Source organism: Thioclava electrotropha (genome assembly GCF_002085925.2).
GTDB classification, from domain to species: domain Bacteria; phylum Pseudomonadota; class Alphaproteobacteria; order Rhodobacterales; family Rhodobacteraceae; genus Thioclava; species Thioclava electrotropha.
Map to the genome: position 1 here is coordinate 3,893,603 of NZ_CP053562.1, position 19,276 is coordinate 3,912,878.

Consider the following 19,276-nt stretch of genomic DNA (forward strand, 5'->3'; position numbering starts at 1 on the left):
CCCGCAATCGCGGCGCGTGGCCCGGAGGGGATTGCGAAACGGGGCGCGCTCGGGCTATGGCCGCTCCATGCCGAGATACGCGTTCAAAATCGAATATCACGGGGGCCCCTTTGCCGGGTGGCAGCGTCAGGCCGATCAGCCTTCGGTGCAGGGCGCGGTCGAGGCCGCTTTGGCGAAGCTCGAACCCGGCCCCCACACGATCGCGGCGGCCGGTCGCACCGATGCGGGTGTTCACGCGACGGGGCAGGTCGCCCATGCCGATCTGACGAAGGATTGGGACCCGTTCCGGCTGTCGGAGGCGCTGAACTATCACCTGCGCCCCGCGCCGGTCGCGATCCTCACCTGTGCCCGGGTCGAAGACGAATTCCACTCTCGATTCTCGGCGCAGGAGCGGCGCTACCTGTTCCGGCTCGTGCAACGCCGCGCGCCGGCAACCCATGACCGCGGACTGGTCTGGCAGGTCCTCAACCCGCTCGATATCGAGGCGATGCGCGAAGGGGCCGCGCATCTGATCGGGCATCATGACTTCACCACCTTCCGCTCGACAATGTGCCAGTCGAACTCGCCGGTCAAAACGCTCGACGAGATCAGGGTCGAGGCGATCGACATCCCGCATGGGCGCGAGGTCCGGTTTCACCTGCGCGCGCGCAGCTTCCTGCACAATCAGGTCCGCTCGATCGTCGGCACGCTGGAGCGCGTCGGCGCCGGGTCCTGGCCGCCCGAGCGCGTGGGCGAAGCGCTCGCCGCGCGCGACCGCGCCGCTTGCGGACCGGTCTGCCCGCCGCAGGGGCTCTATCTAAGCGCGGTCGGCTATCCGAGCGACCCCTTCGCCTGACGCGCCCCGCGCGCCGGGCGGGGCGGGAAGAAACGGCATTCGTGTTGGCACGGCGACGCCGCGCGTTTCAGCAGGGACGAACGCCGCGTCCTCATTCACGGCGCTTGCCACTTCGCTTCCGGGCGTTCCGTTTTGCCGGCGCCAGCCCTTCGCGGTGACATCGATTTCCCGCGCGTCCGCGCTTTGTAGACGCGACGCTTCGTCCAAAACGAGCGGCGCTAGGGCATCGCCCTCAATTCGCCGCAGCGTCGATATGAGTTCCTCAAGCCGCTCTCGGCAACGCTGCGCCACTGCCACATCTAGATCACGCAAAAGCAGGGCGGTCTCGCGCTCCGAGAGATGGGCAACGGGGGCATGCCTGATTTTCGGATGCGCGGTCACGCGACCATGCGCGCCGGTCACGGGGGCCTCGTGCAACTTCTCCCCCCTCCGCAAACCGATCCGCAACAGCTCGATCTCGCCGTCGGGGCAGTCGGGCCCGCGCAGCCGTAACCCGCGCGCCTCGACCATCTGCCGGGCGAGATCGCCGATCCGGATCGGTGCGCCCATATCGAGCGCATAGACCCGCCCCGAGATCTCCCAGCGTCCGGCTATCAGCACGAGCCGCGCCGCTTCGGCGATGGTCATGAAATAGCGTGTGGCGTCAGGATCGGTGAGCGTGAGCGGCCCGCCTTGGGCGATCTGCCGCTCGAAAATCGGCACGACCGATCCGGACGAGCCGATCACATTGCCGAAGCGCACGATCGAGAAAACCGTCGCGCCCGCGCGGGTAGAAAGATCCTGCACGACCAGCTCGGCCATTCGTTTCGACGCGCCCATGGCCGAGCTTGGTGCAATCGCCTTGTCGCTGGAAATCAGCACGAACCGCGCAACTTTCGCGGCCCGCGCCCCCCGTGCGAGACAGACTGTGGCGGTGACGTTATTCGCGAATCCGGAAAGCGGGTTTTCCTCCACCAGAGCGACGTGCTTGTAGGCGGCGGCGTGGAACACCGCATCGATCGCCTCTTGCGCGAAGATCTCCCGAACCAGCGCCGTGTCCCCGGCGGAGCCGAGCCGGGTGACGAGGTCGACACCCGCGCGGGCGGCAAGCGGCGTCAGGTCGGACAGGAGGGCGAACAGCGCGGGCTCCGAGAGTTCGAGCAGGACGAGTTTCGCCGGGCCACAGACGAGAATCTGACGACAGAGCTCTGCCCCGATGGAGCCACCCGCCCCCGAGATGAGCACGGATTTTCCGCGGTAGAACTCCGCCTCGGGCGGGTCGCCCCCGGTGATCTCGCAGCGGCCCAGCCAGCGCTCGGGGCGCACCGGTTCGAGCCGCGCGGCAAGATCCGCGCCGCCGACCAGCAGGGCGAAATCCGGCAGCGCCTCGCAGCGCAATACAAGGCGCGAGAGGTCACGCGCCAGCGCGGCCTTGCGCGGCTCGGGCAGGCGCGGATCGGCGAGGACGACGCGATCGACATTGAATTTGCGGATCAGCGTCTCGCGCACCGCTGGGCCAAGAACCGGCACCCCGTCCAACGTCGCGCCGCGCAAGACCGGGCTGTCGTCGAGATAGGCGCAGGTCAAAAACCCGGATCGGTCGCGCAACGCCCGTGCCAGCGCGATCCCCTCCGGCGTAGCACCGTAGATCGCGATGCGCGAGACGACGTTCGAGCGTCGATATAGCCATCCCGTCAGCGCCAGAAGCGCCCGGCGCTGGACCACGATGCCCGATAGAAATGCGCAACCAAAGAAGAGCGCAGTGTCGCCGCCCTGCCACCCGAGGACGGCCCAGAGGGCGAGTGCAAGGAGGCAGGAGAGGACGACCGCCTTTCCCGCCCCTAGCATGGCGAAGTCCTTCAGGGGCAGGCGCGCCAAGCCGGTGCCAAGGCTTGCCACTGCGGCAAGACCACTCCCGGTCAGGACCAGGAGCCAGGCATTCCCCCCGAGGCCCCCGCGGCTCAAGGCAGGCGCGAGCTGCAACACCAGCGCAAGGCACGCCATCGCGAGCAGCGCATCGAGCGTCGCGATGACGACCGCCTTGCGCGGGCGCGACAGCGCGATCAGGCGCGTCGCGATCTTGTCGGTGAGCGCTTCCCTCACGCAATCCCTCCGCGCAGAGTTTGCCAGATCAGCGCCAGATCGAGCCGCCACGAGGCCTGCCTTTGGTAAAGCAGATCGAGCCGGGCTTTCTCGGGGACGCAAGCCTGATCGTAGATCCGCCGCGCCTCATCCGCCGTCCGACATCGCGCCAGCAGCCGCGCCTCTTTTTGCGCAAACTGCACGCTCGCGAGGCCGGTGATCCCCGGCGGGCTTGCGAGCACCTGCGCGTAGAGCTGTGGGAAACGCTCCACCACCTCGCGCAGCGGAGGGCGCGGTCCGACGAAGCTCATATCGCCGCGAAGTACGTTCCAGATTTGCGGCAACTCATCCGCGTGGCACCGGCGCAGGATCTGCCCAAGCGGGGTGATCCGCACGCGCTTATGTCCGGCGGTGACGCCGTGATCGCCCGCCTCCGCCTCCATCGTGCGGAACTTACACATCCGAAAGCTGCGCGTGGGACTGTGCATCCGTTCGCCGCCGTAGAACCACGGTCGCCCCTGCACCAGTGCAACCGCCAACCAGACCAGCACGATCAGCGGCAAGACCACGGGCAGCGCCAGCACCGCCAGCGTCAGATCGAAGAGACGTTTACGCCTGCGCCGGGCCGGGGTCATGCCAAATCTCCAGTTACGGGTAGCCGCAAGGGGCGAAACTTCCGCAAGCCTAGGCAGGTCGCAGTTGCGATGCGGTTAACGCAGCCCCGCTCCCATGACCGGACCTCACGACACCTGACACCGATACAATCGGTCGTATGGACTTCGCGAGGCGCGAGTGGTTGGATCGCGCCCGATACGAAGGAGGCACCGATGGCATTCGGCAAAAACATCCGCACATGGTTCGAAGGCGCATGGCACGAGGGCGATATCGCCGTCATGCGCGCCGCCGATCACGGGCTTTGGCAAGGCAGCTCAGTCTTTGACGGGGCGCGGCTTTTCGATGGGGTCGTTCCCGATCTCGACGCGCATTGCGCGCGCACCAACCGCTCCGCCGAGGCGCTGATGATCACGCCGACCCTCGCCGCCGAGGAGATTGTCGAGATTGCGCGCGAGGGCCTGCGGAAATACGACAAGGGTGCCGCCGTTTACGTGCGCCCGATGTATTGGGCGATTGCGGGTTCCGATCTGGGAGTGGCGCCGAAGCCCGGCGAGACCGGATTCGCGCTGTGCCTCGAAGAGGTGGCGATGCCCGACCCCGGCAAGTCGACGACGCTGACCACCACGCAATTCCGCCGCCCCGTTCTGGCCGATAACGTCACAGACGCGAAGGCGGGCTGTCTCTATCCGAACAACGCGCGGATGCTGGTCGAGGCTCAGCGCAAGGGCTTCGGCAACGCGCTGGTGCAAGATGCGATGGGCAATGTCGCCGAAAGCGCGACGGCGAATGTCTGGATGGTGAAGGATGGCGAGTATTTCACGCCCATGCCGAACGGCACCTTCCTCGCGGGTCTCACGCGCAAGCGGATCATGGGCCTGCTGCGCGAGGGCGGCGAGACGGTGCATGAAGCGGTGCTGACGCTCGACGATTTCCGCAATGCCGACGAGGTCTTCCTGACCGGCAACTTCGCCAAGGTCACGCCGGTCGCGGGCTTCGACGATATCAGCTACACGCCCGGCAAGGGCACGCAGCGGGCGCGCGAGGCCTATATGGACTGGGCACAAGGGTCGCCGCTTTGAGCCTCGACACCCCCGCGGTTGCCAAAGACCTCGCGCCGGGCGATGATCCGCAGACACCCCGTCCCGGAGGAGCCATGCGCAAGTTTCTGGTTGTGCTCGACGATACCCGCGAATGCCTCAACGCGATGCGTTTCGCGGCGATGCGCGCGAACCATACCGGCGGCGGCGTGATCATCCTCTCGGTGATCCCGCCCGACGAATACCAGCACTGGATCGGCGTGGCCGAGATCATGCGCGAAGAAGCCCGCGAGCGGATCGAGGCGCATTTCGAGGTCTTCGCGAAATGGATGCGCGACCGTCAGGGCGTGGAGCCGGAACTGGTGATCCGCGAGGGCGAACCGGTGCCCGAGATCATCGGCGTGATGGACGAACATCCCGAGATCGGCGTGCTGGTTCTCGGCGCAGGCTCCGGCAAAGGCGGTGCGGGGCCGTTGGTCACGCAGATGGTCAAGCAGGCGGGAACCCTGCCCTGCCCGCTGACCATCGTGCCGGGCGAGATGTCGAAGGAAAAGCTCGAACAGATCACCTGACCGATGCCGATGCCCTGGACCTATCGCCATGCGCAGAAGGAGTTCTCGTCCTTCCTCGCCGATGCGCGCGATCGGATGGGCCTCGACTCCGACAACATGACCTACACGGCGATCGAGGGCGTCTTTGTAACCTTCCGCGCGCGGCTGCGCCCTGTCGAGGCCATCGCCTTCGCCGATTGCCTGCCTGCCGTGTTGCGCGCGATCTTCCTGTATCACTGGGATGTGATGGCGACGCCGCGCCCTTTCGGCAGCCGGACCGAGATGACCCGCGAAGCGCAGGCGTTGCGCCCGCATCACAACCTGACCCCCGATAACGCCATCGAGGCCACTGCCTTTGCGCTCTGGCGCCATGTCAATCATCGTGACTTCGAGGCCGCTCTCGCGGGGATCGGGCCGGACGCGGAGGCATTCTGGCGCCCGGAGGTCACCGATCCCGCCCAGATCGCGCCGCGCATCATCTAGCGCATAGCCGCGATTACTTGATTATTTCTGTCGGAAGGCGCATATGAGCGGCAAGCCAAGGAGGCACGCGATGTTTATTCAGACCGAGACGACCCCGAACCCCGCGACGCTGAAATTCCTGCCCGGCCAGACCGTGCTGGAGACCGGCACCGCTGATTTTCCCACCGCCGAGACGGCGGCCAAATCGCCGCTGGCCAAGCGCGTTTTCGCAGTGCCCGGCGTGACCGGCGTGTTCTTCGGCTCGGATTTCGTGACCGTGACGAAGGACGATGCGACCAGCTGGGATCACGCGAAACCGGCGATCCTCGGCGCGATCATGGAGCATTTCCAATCCGGCGCCCCGGTGATCGAAGGCGAAGCCGCGCCCTCGGGCCATGCCGAGCATGACGGCGAGGACGGCGCGATCGTCTCGCAGATCAAGGAACTGCTCGACACCCGCGTGCGCCCGGCCGTGGCGCAGGACGGCGGCGACATCACCTTCCACGGGTTCGAGCGTGGCGTGGTCTACCTGCACATGCAGGGCGCTTGCGCCGGTTGCCCCTCGTCGACACTGACGCTCAAGATGGGGATCGAGAACTTGCTCAGACACTACATCCCCGAGGTTTCAGAGGTCCGTCCGGTCAATGCCTGATCTGACGCTAGGCTTCGACACATCGGCCGCGCATTGCGCGGCCGCTTTGCTGTCGGGTGATGACTGCCTCGTTTCGCGACACGAGGAAATGGGACGCGGACAGGCCGAACGGCTGATGCCGCTTCTCGAAGAGGTGCTCGCAGAGGCGGGCGTCGGCTGGCGCGACCTGACGCGGATCGGCGTCGGGATCGGGCCGGGAAATTTCACCGGTGTCCGCATCGCCGTCTCCGCCGCGCGTGGATTGTCGCTGAGCCTGCGGGCCCCGGCGCTCGGCGTCTCGATCACCGACGCCGCACAATTCGGCAGCGAAGGTCCGGTGCTTGCCGCCGTCGCAGCACCTCGGGAACGCGTCTATCTCGATGGGTTCCGCACCGCACAGGCCATCCCGCTGGATCTGCATGAGCTCGACGCGCTGCCCGAAGGTCTGGCCGAACCCGGTCTGACCTGCATCGGCTCCGCCGCCGAAGAGGTCGCCCAGCGGATCGGCTCCACTGCCGCGCCTGCAGCCTTCGCACCGGCCGAAGCCATCGCACGGATCGCAGCCTCTCGCGAATTCATCCCCGGAGAGCGCCCCGCCCCGCTTTACCTGCGCGCGGCCGATGCCGCTCCGCCCTCCGACCCGCCGCCGAGGATCCTCGACTGATGCGCGCCGAAGCCCTCGCCGAGCTGCATGCCGCCTGCTTCACCACACCGCGCCCGTGGAACGAGGCCGAATTCCGGGATCTGATGCGCGGCCCCGGCACCTTCCTGTTGAACGAAAATCGAGGCTTCCTGCTGGGACGCGTCATCGCGGGCGAAGCCGAGCTACTGACCCTCGCGGTCGACCCGAAAGGCCGCCGCAACGGCACCGGCCGCGCGCTGGTGGAGCGGTTCGCACAGGAAGCCGAAGCGCTGGGGGCCGAAAGCGCCTTCCTCGAAGTCTCCGCCGAGAACGACGCCGCACGTGCGCTTTATGCTGCGACCGGCTGGAAGGAATCGGGGCGTCGCAAGGGGTATTACCGCAGCCCGGACGGCGAGCGCATCGACGCGCTGGTTCTCACTTTGCCGCTCGCTAGAGCGACAAGCTGACCGTTCAATCAAATTTGTCTTGCGACCTCGCGTCATCCACAACTTGACGCTTGACCCCCTTGGCAAGCTCTGCCCAAATCGGCCTGTCCGCGCGCTGAACCGAGCGCGCCAACAGGCTTATCCAACAGGGCCATAACGTTCGGGAGTAATCCATGACCTATTTCACCAAGTTCCTTGGCGCCGCGACCGCGCTCGCGCTGAGCGCCGGGGCCGCGCTGGCCGATCCCGCGATCATTTACGATCTGGGCGGCAAATACGACAAGAGCTTCAACGAGGCCGCCTTCAACGGCGCCAAGCGTTGGGCCGAAGAGACCGGCGGCTCCTACAAGGAACTGGAAATGCAGTCGGAAGCTCAGCGTGAGCAGGCCCTGCGCAAACTCGCCGAGTCGGGCGCCAACCCGATCGTGATGACCGGCTTCGCCTTCGGCGACACGCTCAACACCGTCGCTCCCGACTACCCCGACACCAAATTCGCGATCGTCGACATGGTCGTCGACCAGCCCAACGTCGAGTCGATCGTCTTCAAGGAAGAGCAAGGCTCCTACCTCGTCGGCATGATGGCCGCGATGGCGTCGAAAACCGGCACCGTCGGCTTCGTCGGCGGCATGGACATCCCGCTGATCCGCAAATTCGCCTGCGGTTACGTTCAGGGTGTGAAAGCCGTGAACCCCGACGCGAAAGTCATCCAGAACATGACCGGCACCACCCCGGCGGCGTGGAACGACCCGGTGAAGGGCGGCGAGATCGCCAAGGCCCAGATCAGCCAGGGCGCGGACGTGATCTACGCAGCCGCCGGCGGCACCGGCATCGGCGTTCTGCAGGCAGCCGCGGATGGCGACGTCCTGTCGATCGGCGTGGACAGCAACCAGAACTACCTGCACCCGGGCAAGGTCCTGACCTCGATGCTCAAGCGCGTCGACAACGCCGTCTATGACGCGTTCTCGGCGGGCCCCGATCTGAAGCCGGGCATCAAGGTGATGGGTCTGGCCCAGAACGGCGTCGGCGTCGCGATGGACGACAACAACAAGTCGCTCGTCACGCCCGAGATGGAAAAAGCCGTTGAGCAGGCGAAAGCCGACATCGCGTCGGGCAAGATCGAAGTGCATGACTACATGTCGGACGACAGCTGCCCGGTCGAGTGATGAGCACAACAGAGTCGAACAACGCGGGGCGGCAGGCAACTGCCGCCCTTGCCACTGAAAACGCCAGCGATGCGGCCGAAGCGGCCCACGCTGCCGCCACGCCCACGGGCGCGCCCGCGATCGAGCTGAAAGGCATCTCGAAAGCCTTCGGCACGGTGCAGGCCAACAAGGACATTTCGATCCGGGTCATGCCCGGTACGATCCACGGCATCATCGGCGAGAACGGCGCGGGGAAATCCACGCTGATGTCGATCCTGTACGGCTTCTACAAGGCGGATGCGGGCGAGATCTGGATCAAAGGCAAGCACACCCATATCCCCGACAGCCAGGCCGCGATCAGCGCCGGCATCGGCATGGTCTTCCAGCACTTCAAGCTGGTGCAGAATTTCACCGTGCTCGAGAACATCATCCTTGGTGCCGAGGATGGCGCGCTGCTGCGCCCCTCGCTCTCCAAGGCCCGCAAGGAACTCAAGCGCCTCGCCGAGGAATACGAGCTCAACGTCGATCCCGACGAGAAGATCGAAGAGCTATCCGTCGGCCACCAGCAGCGCGTGGAAATCCTCAAGGCGCTCTATCGTCAGGCGGATATCCTGATCCTCGACGAGCCGACGGGGGTGCTGACGCCCGCCGAGGCCGACCACCTGTTCCGCATCCTCGATTTCCTCCGCAAGGAAGGGAAGACGATCATCCTGATCACCCACAAGCTGCGTGAGATCATGGAGATCACCGACACGGTCAGCGTGATGCGCCGCGGCGAGATGACGGCGACGGTGAAGACCGCCGAGACCTCGCCCGAGCAACTGGCCGAGCTGATGGTCGGCCGCAAGGTTCTGCTCAACGTCGACAAGACCGCCGCACAGCCCGGCAAAACCGTGCTGGAGGTCGAGAACCTCCGCGTGAAAGACGAAGACGGGATCGAGCGCCTCAAGGGCATCAATCTTGAAATCCGCGCGGGCGAGATTCTCGGCATCGCGGGCGTGGCGGGCAACGGCCAGTCCGAACTGCTGGAAATCCTCGGCGGTTTCGCCAAGGGCACCGGCAACATTCGCATCAACGGCGAAGAGATCGACCTCACCGGCAAGCATAGCGACGGTCAGTCGCGCCGCCGCCGGGGCATCTCGCACGTCCCCGAAGACCGCCACAGCCTCGGCCTGATCCTCGATTTCGCTGCGTGGGAGAACATGGTCTTCGGCTATCACTCCGATCCGGCCTATCAGAAGAACCGCTTCGTGATGGACAATGCGGGGATCGTGGCCCACACGGCCGAGGCGATGGAACGCTTCGACGTGCGCCCGCCGATCCCGACCCTGCCCGCGAAAAGCTTCTCGGGCGGCAACCAGCAAAAGATCGTGCTGGCCCGCGAGATCGAACGAAGCCCGGCGCTGCTGCTGGTCGGCCAACCCACCCGCGGCGTCGATATCGGCGCGATCGAATTCATCCACAAACGCATCATCGAACTGCGCGACCAAGGCGCTGCGATCCTGCTGGTATCGGTCGAGCTTGACGAGATCCGGGCGCTCTCGGACCGGGTCGCAGTCATGTTCGACGGGCAGGTCATGGGCATCGGCCCCGTCGAGACCGCCACGCAGACCGGCATGGGCTGCCTGATGGCGGGCATGGGCGGCGAGGACGTGCGCGGCATGGACGGCTGGACGATCGCCGCGCCCGAGGAGAGCCAATAATGGAAAAGACACCGAAATGGGTCGACGTGGCCCTGATCCCGCTCCTCAACCTGCTGATCGCCTTCGTGATCTCGGGGATCGTGGTGCTGCTGATCGGCGAAGATCCGATCAAGGCGATCAAGGTCATGGTCTCGGGCGCGCTCGGCTCGCCCTATGGCTGGGGCTACACGCTGTACTACGCGACCAACTTCATCTTCACCGGCCTCGCGGTCGCCGTTGCCTATCACGCCAGCCAGTTCAATATCGGCGGCGAGGGTCAGGCGACGCTCGGCGGGCTTGGCGTGGCGCTGGTGCTGCTGGCCTTCCCGTGGCCGCATTGGACCATCGCGCTGATTGCGGCGATGGCGGGCGGCGCGATCTTCGGCGCGGCATGGGCGGCGATCCCGGCCTATCTGCAGGCCAAGCGCGGCAGCCATATCGTGATCACCACGATCATGTTCAACTTCATCGGCGCGGCGGTGCTGAACTACATGCTGGTCAACGTGCTGCGTCCGCGCGGCTCGATGGACCCGGCCACCGCGCGCTTCGGGCCTGCGACCCATCTGCCGACCTTCCATGACTTCCCGCTCGTCGGTCAGTTCTTCTCGAAATCGGTCCCGGCGAACGTGTCGTTCTTTGTGGCGATCCTCGCCTGCTACCTCGTCTGGGTGCTGATCTGGCGCACCAAACTGGGCTTCGAGATCCGCGCCTTCGGGCGGTCGGAGTCGGCGGCGCGCTATGCCGGCATCTCGCCAGTGAAGATCGTGATGGCGGCGATGCTGATCTCGGGCGGCCTCGCCGGCCTGATGGCGATCAACAACGTGATGGGCGAGGCACATCGCCTCGTGCTCAACTCGGTCGAGGGCGCGGGCTTCATCGGGATCGCAGTGGCCCTGATGGGCCGCAACCACCCGTTCGGCGTGTTCCTCGCGGCACTTCTCTTCGGCTTCCTCTACCAGGGCGGCGGCGAGCTGGCGCTGGAAACCACGATCCCGCGCGAGCTGATCACCGTGATCCAGGCGCTCGTGATCCTGTTCACCGGGGCCTTCGACAACATGCTGCGCGCACCGATCGAGAGCTTCTTCGTCGCGCGCGCCAACGCCCGGAAGGAGGCCTGAGATGGATTTCGGAACGATCATCGAAATTCTCGATAGCGCCGTTCGCCTCGGCACGCCGCTGCTGCTCGCCTGCCTCGCGGGTCTGTTCTCGGAACGCGCGGGCATCTTCGACATCGGCCTCGAGGGCAAGATGCTGATGGCCGCCTTCTTCTCCGGCGCGGTCGCGGCGGTGACGGGCAATGCGTGGCTCGGCCTTCTTGCGGGTGTCGGGGGCTCGATGAGCCTCGCCTTCGTGCATGGCCTCGCCTCGATCACCTTCCGCGGCAATCAGCTGATTTCCGGCGTCGCGGTAAACTTCCTTGCCTCGGGCTTTACCGTTCTGATCGCGCAAAGCTGGTTCCATCAGGGCGGCCGCACGCCGCAACTCTCGGGCAACGGGCGCTTCGATCCGATCACCCTGCCCGGCGCCGAGGCGGTGAAGGATGTGCCCTTCCTCGGTCCGATCTACTCGAACCTGATCTCGGGCCACTCGATCCTCGTCTATGTCGCCTTCGCGATGGTGCCGATCACCTGGTGGGTGCTGTTCCGCACCCGCTTCGGCCTGCGCCTGCGCGCGGTGGGCGAGAACCCGGAATCGGTCGACACAGCGGGTATCTCGGTCATTCGGATGCGCTACACCGCCGTCGCCATCACCGGCGTGCTAGCGGGTCTGGGCGGCGTCTATCTGGCAACCGGCCTCGCGGCTGGCTTCGTGAAGGAAATGACCGCCGGGCGCGGCTATATCGCTCTCGCGGCTCTGATTTTCGCGAAATGGCGGCCTGTTCCGGCACTTGGGGCGACGATGCTGTTCGGCCTGTTGGAGGCGATCTCGAACCGCTATCCGAATATCGATCTGGGCGTCATCACCCTGCCGATCCAGTTCATGCAGGCGGTGCCCTACATCCTCACCGTGATCATTCTCGCGGGCTTCATCGGCAAGGCGATCCCGCCGCGTGCAGGGGGGCAGCCCTATGTCAAAGAGCGCTGAACTTGCTGCCCTCATCCGGGACCGCGCAGGCGACGAGGCCCCGCGCCTCGGCCTGATCCTCGGCTCCGGCCTCGGCCATCTGGCCGAGGAGATCGAGGGCGTGGCGATCCCCTATTCGGAGCTTCCGGGCTTTCCCCATGCGGGCGTCTCGGGCCACAATCCGAAGCTGGTGATCGGCACGCTCGAAGGCGTTCGCGTCGCCGTCTTCGGCGGTCGGGTTCACTATTATGAACACGGCAACCCCGCCGAGATGCGCCTGCCGCTGGAAATCCTCAAGGAGCTCGGCTGCGAGAGCCTGCTGCTGACCAATGCGGCTGGCAGCCTGCGCGAGGACATCCAGCCCGGCGGGCTGATGATGCTGAACGATCACATCAATTTCTCGGGCAACAATCCCCTGATCGGCGAGCCCTCGGATGCGCGTTTCGTGCCGCTGACCGAGGCGCATGACCCGGACATCCGCGCCGGGCTCAAAGCCGCGGCGAAGGCCGAAGGGGTCGAACTGCCCGAAGGCGTCTATTGCTGGTTCTCCGGCCCGACCTTCGAGACCCCCGCCGAAATCCGCGCCGCGAAAGTCTTCGGCGCCGATGCGGTGGGCATGTCGACCGTGCCGGAAGTGATCCTCGCCCGGTTCCTCGGGCTGCGCGTGGCCGCCGTTTCCGTCATCACCAATATGGGGGCGGGCATGGCGCAGGAAAATATCAGCCACGAGCAGACCAAAGCGATCGCGCCGATGGGTGCGGCCAAGCTCGAACAGGTTTTGCGACGATATCTGCAACAGTTGTAACCCTGCGGCACGGCGGGGTTTGACTTCGCCTGCCCTTCGGGGACACTAACGATGCAACCTCCTCAGCGGGTGCAGTCCATGCAGATCTACCTGCCCATCGCCGAAGTCTCGGTCAATATCTTCACCCTGCTGGGGCTCGGCGGCATCGTGGGGCTGCTCTCGGGCCTGTTCGGCGTGGGCGGCGGCTTCCTGATCACCCCGCTTCTGTTCTTCATCGGCATCCCGCCTTCCGTCGCCGTGGCCACCGGCGCGAACCAGGTCGTCGCCTCGTCCGTGTCGGGCGTTCTGGCGCAGCTCAAGCGCAAGGCGGTCGACATTCCGATGGGTCTCGTGCTGCTGGTGGGCGGCCTGCTCGGCTCGGCAAGCGGCATCTACGTCTTCAATCTGCTGACCGAGCTGGGCCAGATCGACCTCGCGGTGCAGCTTTGCTACGTTGTCTTCCTCGGCCTGATCGGCCTTCTGATGCTGCAAGAGGGCATCCGCACCATCCAAAAGCAGCGCAAGGGCGGTGGCGTGCGCAAGAAGCGCGTGCAGCACACCTGGGTCCACAAGCTGCCCTTCAAGTTCAAGTTCCGCGCCTCGGGCCTCTATATCTCAGTGATCCCGCCGCTGCTGGTCGGGGTCGCGGTCGGTATCCTCGCGGCGATCATGGGCGTCGGCGGCGGCTTCATCATGGTCCCGGCGATGATCTATCTGCTGAACATGCCGACCAAGGTCGTGATCGGCACCTCGCTGTTCCAGATCCTGTTCGTGTCGGCCTTCACCACGCTGATGCACGCGATCACCAACCAGACGGTGGACGTGATGCTGGCGCTCCTGCTGATCGTCGGCGGCGTGATCGGCGCGCAGATCGGCTCGCGTCTCGGCGCGCGCCTCAAGGCAGAACAGCTGCGCATCCTGCTGGCGCTTCTCGTGATAATCGTCGCGGGCAAGCTCGGCCTCGATCTCGTGCTGCATCCAAGCAACCTCTACTCCATCGCGACGGGGGGCGAATGATGATCCGCACCGCCCTCCTCGCTCTCGGCCTCTGCGCCGTCGCCCTGCCCGCTCTGGCACAGGATCAACAGGTTCTGCCTGCGCGTCCGGGCATGCCGATCACCAATCGCCCCGAACCCGACGAGCAGATCGTGGCGGGCCTCAGCCGCGACAATATCGGGATCACGACCTCTTTCGACGGGTCGCAAATCCTGATCTATGGCGCGATCAAGCGCGAGACGCCGGAGCCCGAAGGGCAGAAACTCGCGGTGATCGTGACGCTCGAAGGGCCGCTCGGCCCGGTCACCATCCGCAAGAAATCGCGTGAATTCGGGATCTGGGTGAACACGGCTTCGGTCGGCGTCGCCGCTGCCCCCAGCTATTACGCCGTCGCCACTTCCGGCCCGCTCGGCGATATCCTCAATCGGCGCACCGACATCCAGCAGCGGATCTCGATTCCGCTCGCGATGCGCGCCTTCTCCGGTCCGATCACCGTCGACGATTCGATCCCCTTCACCGAGGCGCTCGTCGATATCCGAAAGGAACAGGGGCTCTACAAACTCGAGACCGGCGGCGTGCATATCGTGGACAACACGCTGTTCCGCGCCGATTTCGCGCTGCCTGCGAACCTCACCGAGGGCGATTACAAGACGCGTATCTTCCTGCTGCGCGACGGCAAGCTGGTGGACAAATACCAATCCGCGATCGAGGTGCGCAAAGTCGGGCTGGAGCGCTGGCTCTACACGCTCGCGCACGAGAATGCGGCGCTTTACGGGCTGCTGTCGCTGGCGCTTGCGGTCTTCGCAGGCTGGGCCGCCGCCGCGATCTTCCGTTTCGTGCGTTAACCGCGCCCGACGAAGGGCATCGCGCTCGCCATCACCGTCATGTTGAGCACATTCGCCTCGAGCGGCAACGAGGCCATATGCAGCACCGAGCGCGCGACATTGGCCACGTCCATCGTGGGCTCCGCCGTCTTGGTCGCCGCCGAATCCATGTTGGCCAGAAGCCCCGTGCGCGCATTGCCGACGTCGATCTGCCCGCAGGCGATGTCGAAATCGCGCCCATCCAGCGCGATCTGCTTGGTCATGCCGTTGATCGCGTGCTTGGTGGTCGTATAGGCGAGCGATTTCGCGCGCGGCACCTGCCCCGAGATCGAGCCGTTATTGATGATCCGCCCGCCGCGCGGCGCCTGCTTGCGCATCTGCGCGAAAGCGGCCCGGGCGCAGAGAAACTTCCCCGTCAGGTTCACCGCGATACAGGCGTCCCAATCCTCCAGCGTAACCTCGTCGGGCAAGGCCGCAGGCGGGAACATCCCGGCATTGTTGAACAGCACGTCGATCCGGCCGAACCTGGCGACCACCTCGGCGAAGGCGCGCTCCACCGCTGCTGCATCGCTCACGTCGCAGGCCACGGCCAGCCCGTCGCCTTGCGCGGCGACCTCCGCCAGCTTGTCCTCCGAGCGCGCCAGACAGGCGACCTGCCAGCCTTCGGCCAGCGCGGCCTCTGCCACCGCGCGCCCGATCCCGGCGCTCGCCCCGGTCACCACCATCACGCCCATCTCGCCCCTCCTTCGCCTTGGCTCAAATATCCCCGCCGGAGGCTCCTGCCCTATCCGTCCTGCGGTTCGGCTTTCAGTTCCAGCTTACCGCCGCCTTTCGGCAGATCGTCAATGGTCAGCGGCGCCGAGGGCCGCGCCAGCCGCGCCCGCACCACCCACAAGAGCCGATGCTGCGCCCGGGTGATCGCGACATAGGCCAGCCGCTTCCACAGCGGGATGCCCGCCTCGATGCGCCCTGCCCGGTAGGCCGCATAGATATCCGGCGCGAAGACCTGCACGTCTTCCCATTGCGAGCCCTGCGCCTTGTGGATCGTCACCGCCGCGCCATGCAGGAAGGTCGCGCCCATCCGGGCCGCGAAAGGAATGAACGGCTCCTCCTCGTCCGGCATCTCGATCTTCACGATCGAGGCCGCCGAGAGCCGCGGATCTTCCGCCCCCATCACATGCAGCCGCGAGAAGCCGGGCTTCTTGCCGGGGCCGAGATAGATCACCTGCGCGCCCTTGATCAGGCCGCGCGCCTCCAGATCGATCCGCTTCTTGCGGTGTTTCACCGGCAGTTCGATCCCGTCGCAGATCAAGGGCTCGCCCGGCAGCATCATGTCGGCCGGCGCGGAATGCGCGGCGCGGAAGGCATGGATCAGCCGGATGCGCGTCGCGTTGCGCCAGACCAGCACCGGCGAGCGCGCCATCAGATCGCTCTCCACCCGCTCGGCCCAGACGACGCGATCGTCCTTGGCGGCGGCCTTCTCGATCTCGCGCTCGAACTGCTCGAAGGTCAGGTTCTCATCGCCCAGCATATGCGCCAGATCGAGGATCGGGTTATCCTCGGCCTGCCGGTGGATACGGTGCAGGATGTGTTTTCGCTCGTCGGGCAGACGCTCAAAGACCATCTCGCCCGACTGGTTCACGGGCGCCAGCTGCGCCGGATCGCCGAACAGCACCAGCGTCGGGAAAATCTCGCGCAGATCGTCGAACTGGCGCTCGTCGAGCATCGAGGCCTCATCGACAAACCCGATATCGAGCGGATCTTCGCGCCGCTTCCAGCCATTGATGAAATCCGAGCCGCGCAGCCCCGCCGAGGCCAGCGCCGCCGGGATCGATTTGTGCAGCTCGTAGAACGCCTTCGCCCGGTCGAGCGTCGCTTCGGTCAGGCCCATCTCGATCAGCAGTTCGGGCTTGGGCCGCTCGCCCTGCCCGGTCAGCCATTCCGCGATCCGCTCATATTCGGGATCGTAGACGGGGGTGTAGAGAATGCGGTGGATCGTCGTCGCGGGCACCCCGCGCGAGCGCAACACGCTCGCCGCCTTGTTCGTGGGCGCGAGGATCGCCAGCGTGCGTTTTTCCTTGCGCCGCTTGCCCTCGAAATCGCCCGAGACCAGATCGACGCCTGCCGCCTCCAGCGCTTTATAAAGCTCCGCCAGAAGCAGCGTCTTGCCCGATCCCGCCTTGCCGATCACCGAAAGGACGCGTTTGCTGCCGCTTTCGGGCGTCATCGCGCCTTCGAGAATATCGACCCCCGCCGCCTCGAGCGCGGAAGCAACGGCATCCCAAGCCTCGGCCTGGTCCTCGGAAAACTGGATCATGAGGGTCGTCATGGCGCGACCTTACCTGCGCGCCTTGGCGGGCGGAAGGGCGAAAGGGCGCGGTTTTCGTGGGGTCCGACGCCGGGAGCCTCCGGCGGGGATATTTGGGTCGAGAAGAAGACGCCGCTTCTTCCCGATCCCAAACGGGTTGCGCGCTCAGGCGGCTTTCTCGGCCGGGGTCGCGAGCGTCACGATATCCATCATGATCCGGTTCAGCTCGAAATCCTTGGGCGTGTAGACGCGCGCGACGCCGAAGCTCAGGAGCTTCTTCGCATCCTCATCCGGGATGATCCCGCCGACGACGACCGGGACATGGTCGAGGCCAGCCGCGCGCATCCGCTCCATCAGCTCCTCGATCAGGGGGATATGCGAGCCCGACAGGATCGACAGGCCCACCACATGCGCCTCGTCCTCGATTGCTTTGGCGACGATCTGTTCGGGCGTCAGGCGGATGCCGTCATAGGTGATGTCCATCCCGCAATCGCGGGCGCGGAAGGCGATCTGCTCGGCGCCGTTCGAGTGGCCGTCGAGGCCCGGCTTGCCGACGAGGAATTTCAGGCGACGACCCAGCTGCGAGCTGACCGCATCCACGGCCTCGCGGATATCGTCGAGCCCTTCGGTCTGGTTCGAGGGCGAGCGCGAGACGCCCGTGGGGCCGCGATACTCGCCATGAACCGCGCGCATCACGCCCGCCCATTCGCCGGTGGTCGCGCCCGCTTTCGCGGCAGCAATCGAGGCGTCCATGATGTTCTTGCCGGCCTTCGCGTCCGCCTTGAGCTGAGCCAACGCGGCCTGCACGGCGGCCTCGTCACGCTCGGCGCGCCAGGCGTTCAGGCGGTCGATCTGCTCCTGCTCCACCGCCGGGTCGACGACCATGATGCCGCCATCGCCTGCGGTCAGCGGCGAGGGCTCGCCCTGCTGCCAGCGGTTCACGCCGACGACGATGGTTTCCTCGGCCTCGATGCGATTGATCCGCGCGGCATTCGATTCCACCAGACGCGACTTCATGTAGTCGATCGCGGCGATCGCCCCACCCATCGAGTCGAGCGTTTCCAGTTCGGCCCGCGCGCCGTCCTTCAGCGCCTCGACCTTCGCGGTCACGGCCGGGTTGCCGTCGAAGAGATCGCCATATTCCAGAAGGTCGGTCTCATAGGCCATGATCTGCTGCATCCTGAGCGACCATTGCTGATCCCACGGGCGCGGCAGGCCGAGCGCTTCGTTCCACGCAGGCAGCTGCACCGCGCGGGCGCGCGCGTTTTTCGACAGCGTCACGGCCAGCATCTCGATCAGGATGCGATAGACGTTGTTCTCGGGCTGCTGTTCGGTCAGGCCCAGCGAGTTCACCTGCACGCCATAGCGGAAACGGCGGAATTTCTCGTCCTCGACGCCGTAGCGATCACGGCAGATCTCGTCCCACAGCTCGGTGAAGGCGCGCATCTTGCACATCTCGGTCACGAAGCGGATGCCCGCATTCACGAAGAAGGAGATCCGCCCGACCATCGCGGGGAAGGCCTCTTCCGGCACCTTGGTTTTCAGATCGTCCAGCACCGCAATCGCGGTCGCGAGCGCGAAGGCCAGCTCCTGCTGCGGCGTCGCCCCGGCTTCCTGCAGGTGATAGGAACACACATTCATCGGGTTCCATTTCGGCAGGTGCTCGCGGGTATAGGCCGCGACGTCGGTGATCATCGCGAGCGAGGGCTTCGGCGGGCAGATATAGGTGCCGCGCGAGAGGTATTCCTTCACCAGATCGTTCTGAACCGTCCCCTGCAGCTTCGACACATCCGCGCCCTGCTCTTCGGCCACCGCAATGTAGAGCGACAAGAGCCACGGCGCGGTCGCGTTGATCGTCATCGAGGTGTTCATCTGCTCGAGCGGGATCTCATCGAACAGCGCGCGCATGTCGCCCAGATGGCAGACCGGCACACCGACCTTGCCCACCTCGCCGCGCGACAGGACATGATCGCTGTCATAGCCGGTCTGGGTCGGCAGGTCGAAAGCCACGGAGAGGCCCGTCTGCCCCTTGGCGAGGTTGTTGCGATAGAGCGCGTTCGAGGCGGCAGCCGTGGAATGGCCCGCATAGGTGCGAAACAGCCAGGGGCGGTCTTTGGCGGGCATCGTGTCGGTCATGGCGGCCTCCATCGGAATACGAATCTTCGCTGCGCAATATTGTTGCGCGTTGAGATGGTTTAAATTGAATTTTGTGATCC

The 19,276-nt window shown here is 65.7% G+C and carries 19 protein-coding genes; 14 read left to right on the forward strand and 5 right to left on the reverse strand.

The window, feature by feature from the left end; translation table 11 throughout:
- Positions 1–67: 67 nt before the first annotated feature.
- Positions 68–835 (forward strand): tRNA pseudouridine(38-40) synthase TruA, encoded by a 768-nt coding sequence (gene truA / locus AKL02_RS18550; RefSeq protein ID WP_083078093.1) that lies wholly within the window; start codon positions 68–70, stop codon positions 833–835.
- Here truA and AKL02_RS18555 read toward each other — a convergent pair.
- The gene (locus tag AKL02_RS18555; RefSeq protein WP_083077959.1) at positions 797–2,917 is read right to left on the reverse strand and encodes a polysaccharide biosynthesis protein; all 2,121 of its coding nucleotides are present in this window, start codon (positions 2,915–2,917) and stop codon (positions 797–799) included. The two genes, truA and AKL02_RS18555, sit on opposite strands and share 39 nt — an antisense overlap.
- A complete protein-coding gene (locus AKL02_RS18560; RefSeq protein WP_083077960.1) occupies positions 2,914–3,531 on the reverse strand; it encodes a sugar transferase in 618 nt (205 codons plus the stop codon). The genes AKL02_RS18555 and AKL02_RS18560 overlap by 4 nt, the downstream gene beginning before the upstream one ends.
- Positions 3,532–3,723: 192 nt before the next feature.
- Here AKL02_RS18560 and AKL02_RS18565 point away from each other — a divergent pair, with 192 nt between their 5' ends.
- The 13 genes from AKL02_RS18565 to AKL02_RS18625 all read left to right on the forward strand — a co-directional run bounded on the left by AKL02_RS18565 (position 3,724) and on the right by AKL02_RS18625 (position 14,773).
- Positions 3,724–4,590 carry a branched-chain amino acid aminotransferase gene (locus tag AKL02_RS18565; protein WP_083077961.1) on the forward strand — a complete coding sequence of 289 codons (867 nt, stop codon included), beginning with the start codon at positions 3,724–3,726 and terminating at the stop codon, positions 4,588–4,590.
- A gap of 74 nt (positions 4,591–4,664) precedes the next feature.
- Positions 4,665–5,120 carry a universal stress protein gene (locus AKL02_RS18570; RefSeq protein ID WP_083077962.1) on the forward strand — a complete coding sequence of 152 codons (456 nt, stop codon included), beginning with the start codon at positions 4,665–4,667 and terminating at the stop codon, positions 5,118–5,120.
- A 3-nt stretch (positions 5,121–5,123) separates the two neighbouring features.
- Entirely contained in the window at positions 5,124–5,582 is a 459-nt protein-coding gene (locus tag AKL02_RS18575; protein WP_083077963.1) for a DUF2267 domain-containing protein, read from the forward strand.
- A gap of 70 nt (positions 5,583–5,652) precedes the next feature.
- Positions 5,653–6,213 carry a NifU family protein gene (locus tag AKL02_RS18580; protein WP_078521382.1) on the forward strand — a complete coding sequence of 187 codons (561 nt, stop codon included), beginning with the start codon at positions 5,653–5,655 and terminating at the stop codon, positions 6,211–6,213.
- Complete coding sequence (gene tsaB / locus AKL02_RS18585) at positions 6,206–6,856, forward strand: tRNA (adenosine(37)-N6)-threonylcarbamoyltransferase complex dimerization subunit type 1 TsaB (RefSeq protein ID WP_083077964.1); 651 nt, start codon at positions 6,206–6,208, stop codon at positions 6,854–6,856. Before AKL02_RS18580 ends, tsaB begins: the two co-directional genes overlap by 8 nt.
- Complete coding sequence (locus tag AKL02_RS18590) at positions 6,856–7,281, forward strand: GNAT family N-acetyltransferase (protein WP_083077965.1); 426 nt, start codon at positions 6,856–6,858, stop codon at positions 7,279–7,281. The genes tsaB and AKL02_RS18590 overlap by 1 nt, the downstream gene beginning before the upstream one ends.
- 152 nt (positions 7,282–7,433) lie before the next feature.
- Entirely contained in the window at positions 7,434–8,423 is a 990-nt protein-coding gene (locus tag AKL02_RS18595; RefSeq protein ID WP_078521388.1) for a BMP family lipoprotein, read from the forward strand.
- Positions 8,423–10,105, forward strand: coding sequence for an ABC transporter ATP-binding protein (locus AKL02_RS18600; protein ID WP_083077966.1), 1,683 nt, complete (start codon positions 8,423–8,425; stop codon positions 10,103–10,105). The genes AKL02_RS18595 and AKL02_RS18600 overlap by 1 nt, the downstream gene beginning before the upstream one ends.
- Entirely contained in the window at positions 10,105–11,202 is a 1,098-nt protein-coding gene (locus AKL02_RS18605; protein WP_083077967.1) for an ABC transporter permease, read from the forward strand. Before AKL02_RS18600 ends, AKL02_RS18605 begins: the two co-directional genes overlap by 1 nt.
- 1 nt (position 11,203) lies before the next feature.
- Entirely contained in the window at positions 11,204–12,169 is a 966-nt protein-coding gene (locus AKL02_RS18610; RefSeq protein ID WP_078542581.1) for an ABC transporter permease, read from the forward strand.
- Positions 12,153–12,953 carry a purine-nucleoside phosphorylase gene (locus AKL02_RS18615; RefSeq protein WP_083077968.1) on the forward strand — a complete coding sequence of 267 codons (801 nt, stop codon included), beginning with the start codon at positions 12,153–12,155 and terminating at the stop codon, positions 12,951–12,953. Before AKL02_RS18610 ends, AKL02_RS18615 begins: the two co-directional genes overlap by 17 nt.
- A gap of 78 nt (positions 12,954–13,031) precedes the next feature.
- On the forward strand, positions 13,032–13,949 hold the full coding sequence (locus AKL02_RS18620) for a sulfite exporter TauE/SafE family protein (RefSeq protein ID WP_078521398.1): 918 nt from the start codon (positions 13,032–13,034) through the stop codon (positions 13,947–13,949).
- A complete protein-coding gene (locus tag AKL02_RS18625) occupies positions 13,949–14,773 on the forward strand; it encodes a TIGR02186 family protein (protein WP_165756980.1) in 825 nt (274 codons plus the stop codon). Before AKL02_RS18620 ends, AKL02_RS18625 begins: the two co-directional genes overlap by 1 nt.
- On the opposite strand, the gene AKL02_RS18630 is transcribed toward AKL02_RS18625, so the two are convergent.
- The 3 genes from AKL02_RS18630 to AKL02_RS18640 form a co-directional block, all read right to left on the reverse strand.
- Positions 14,770–15,486 carry an SDR family oxidoreductase gene (locus AKL02_RS18630; RefSeq protein ID WP_083077970.1) on the reverse strand — a complete coding sequence of 239 codons (717 nt, stop codon included), beginning with the start codon at positions 15,484–15,486 and terminating at the stop codon, positions 14,770–14,772. The genes AKL02_RS18625 and AKL02_RS18630 overlap by 4 nt on opposite strands.
- Before the next feature lie 50 nt (positions 15,487–15,536).
- On the reverse strand, positions 15,537–17,081 hold the full coding sequence (locus AKL02_RS18635; protein WP_083077971.1) for an ATP-dependent DNA helicase: 1,545 nt from the start codon (positions 17,079–17,081) through the stop codon (positions 15,537–15,539).
- A 144-nt stretch (positions 17,082–17,225) separates the two neighbouring features.
- Positions 17,226–19,184: an ethylmalonyl-CoA mutase gene (locus AKL02_RS18640; protein WP_232621800.1), complete on the reverse strand. Its 1,959-nt coding sequence runs from the start codon at positions 19,182–19,184 to the stop codon at positions 17,226–17,228.
- Positions 19,185–19,276: the final 92 nt, after the last annotated feature.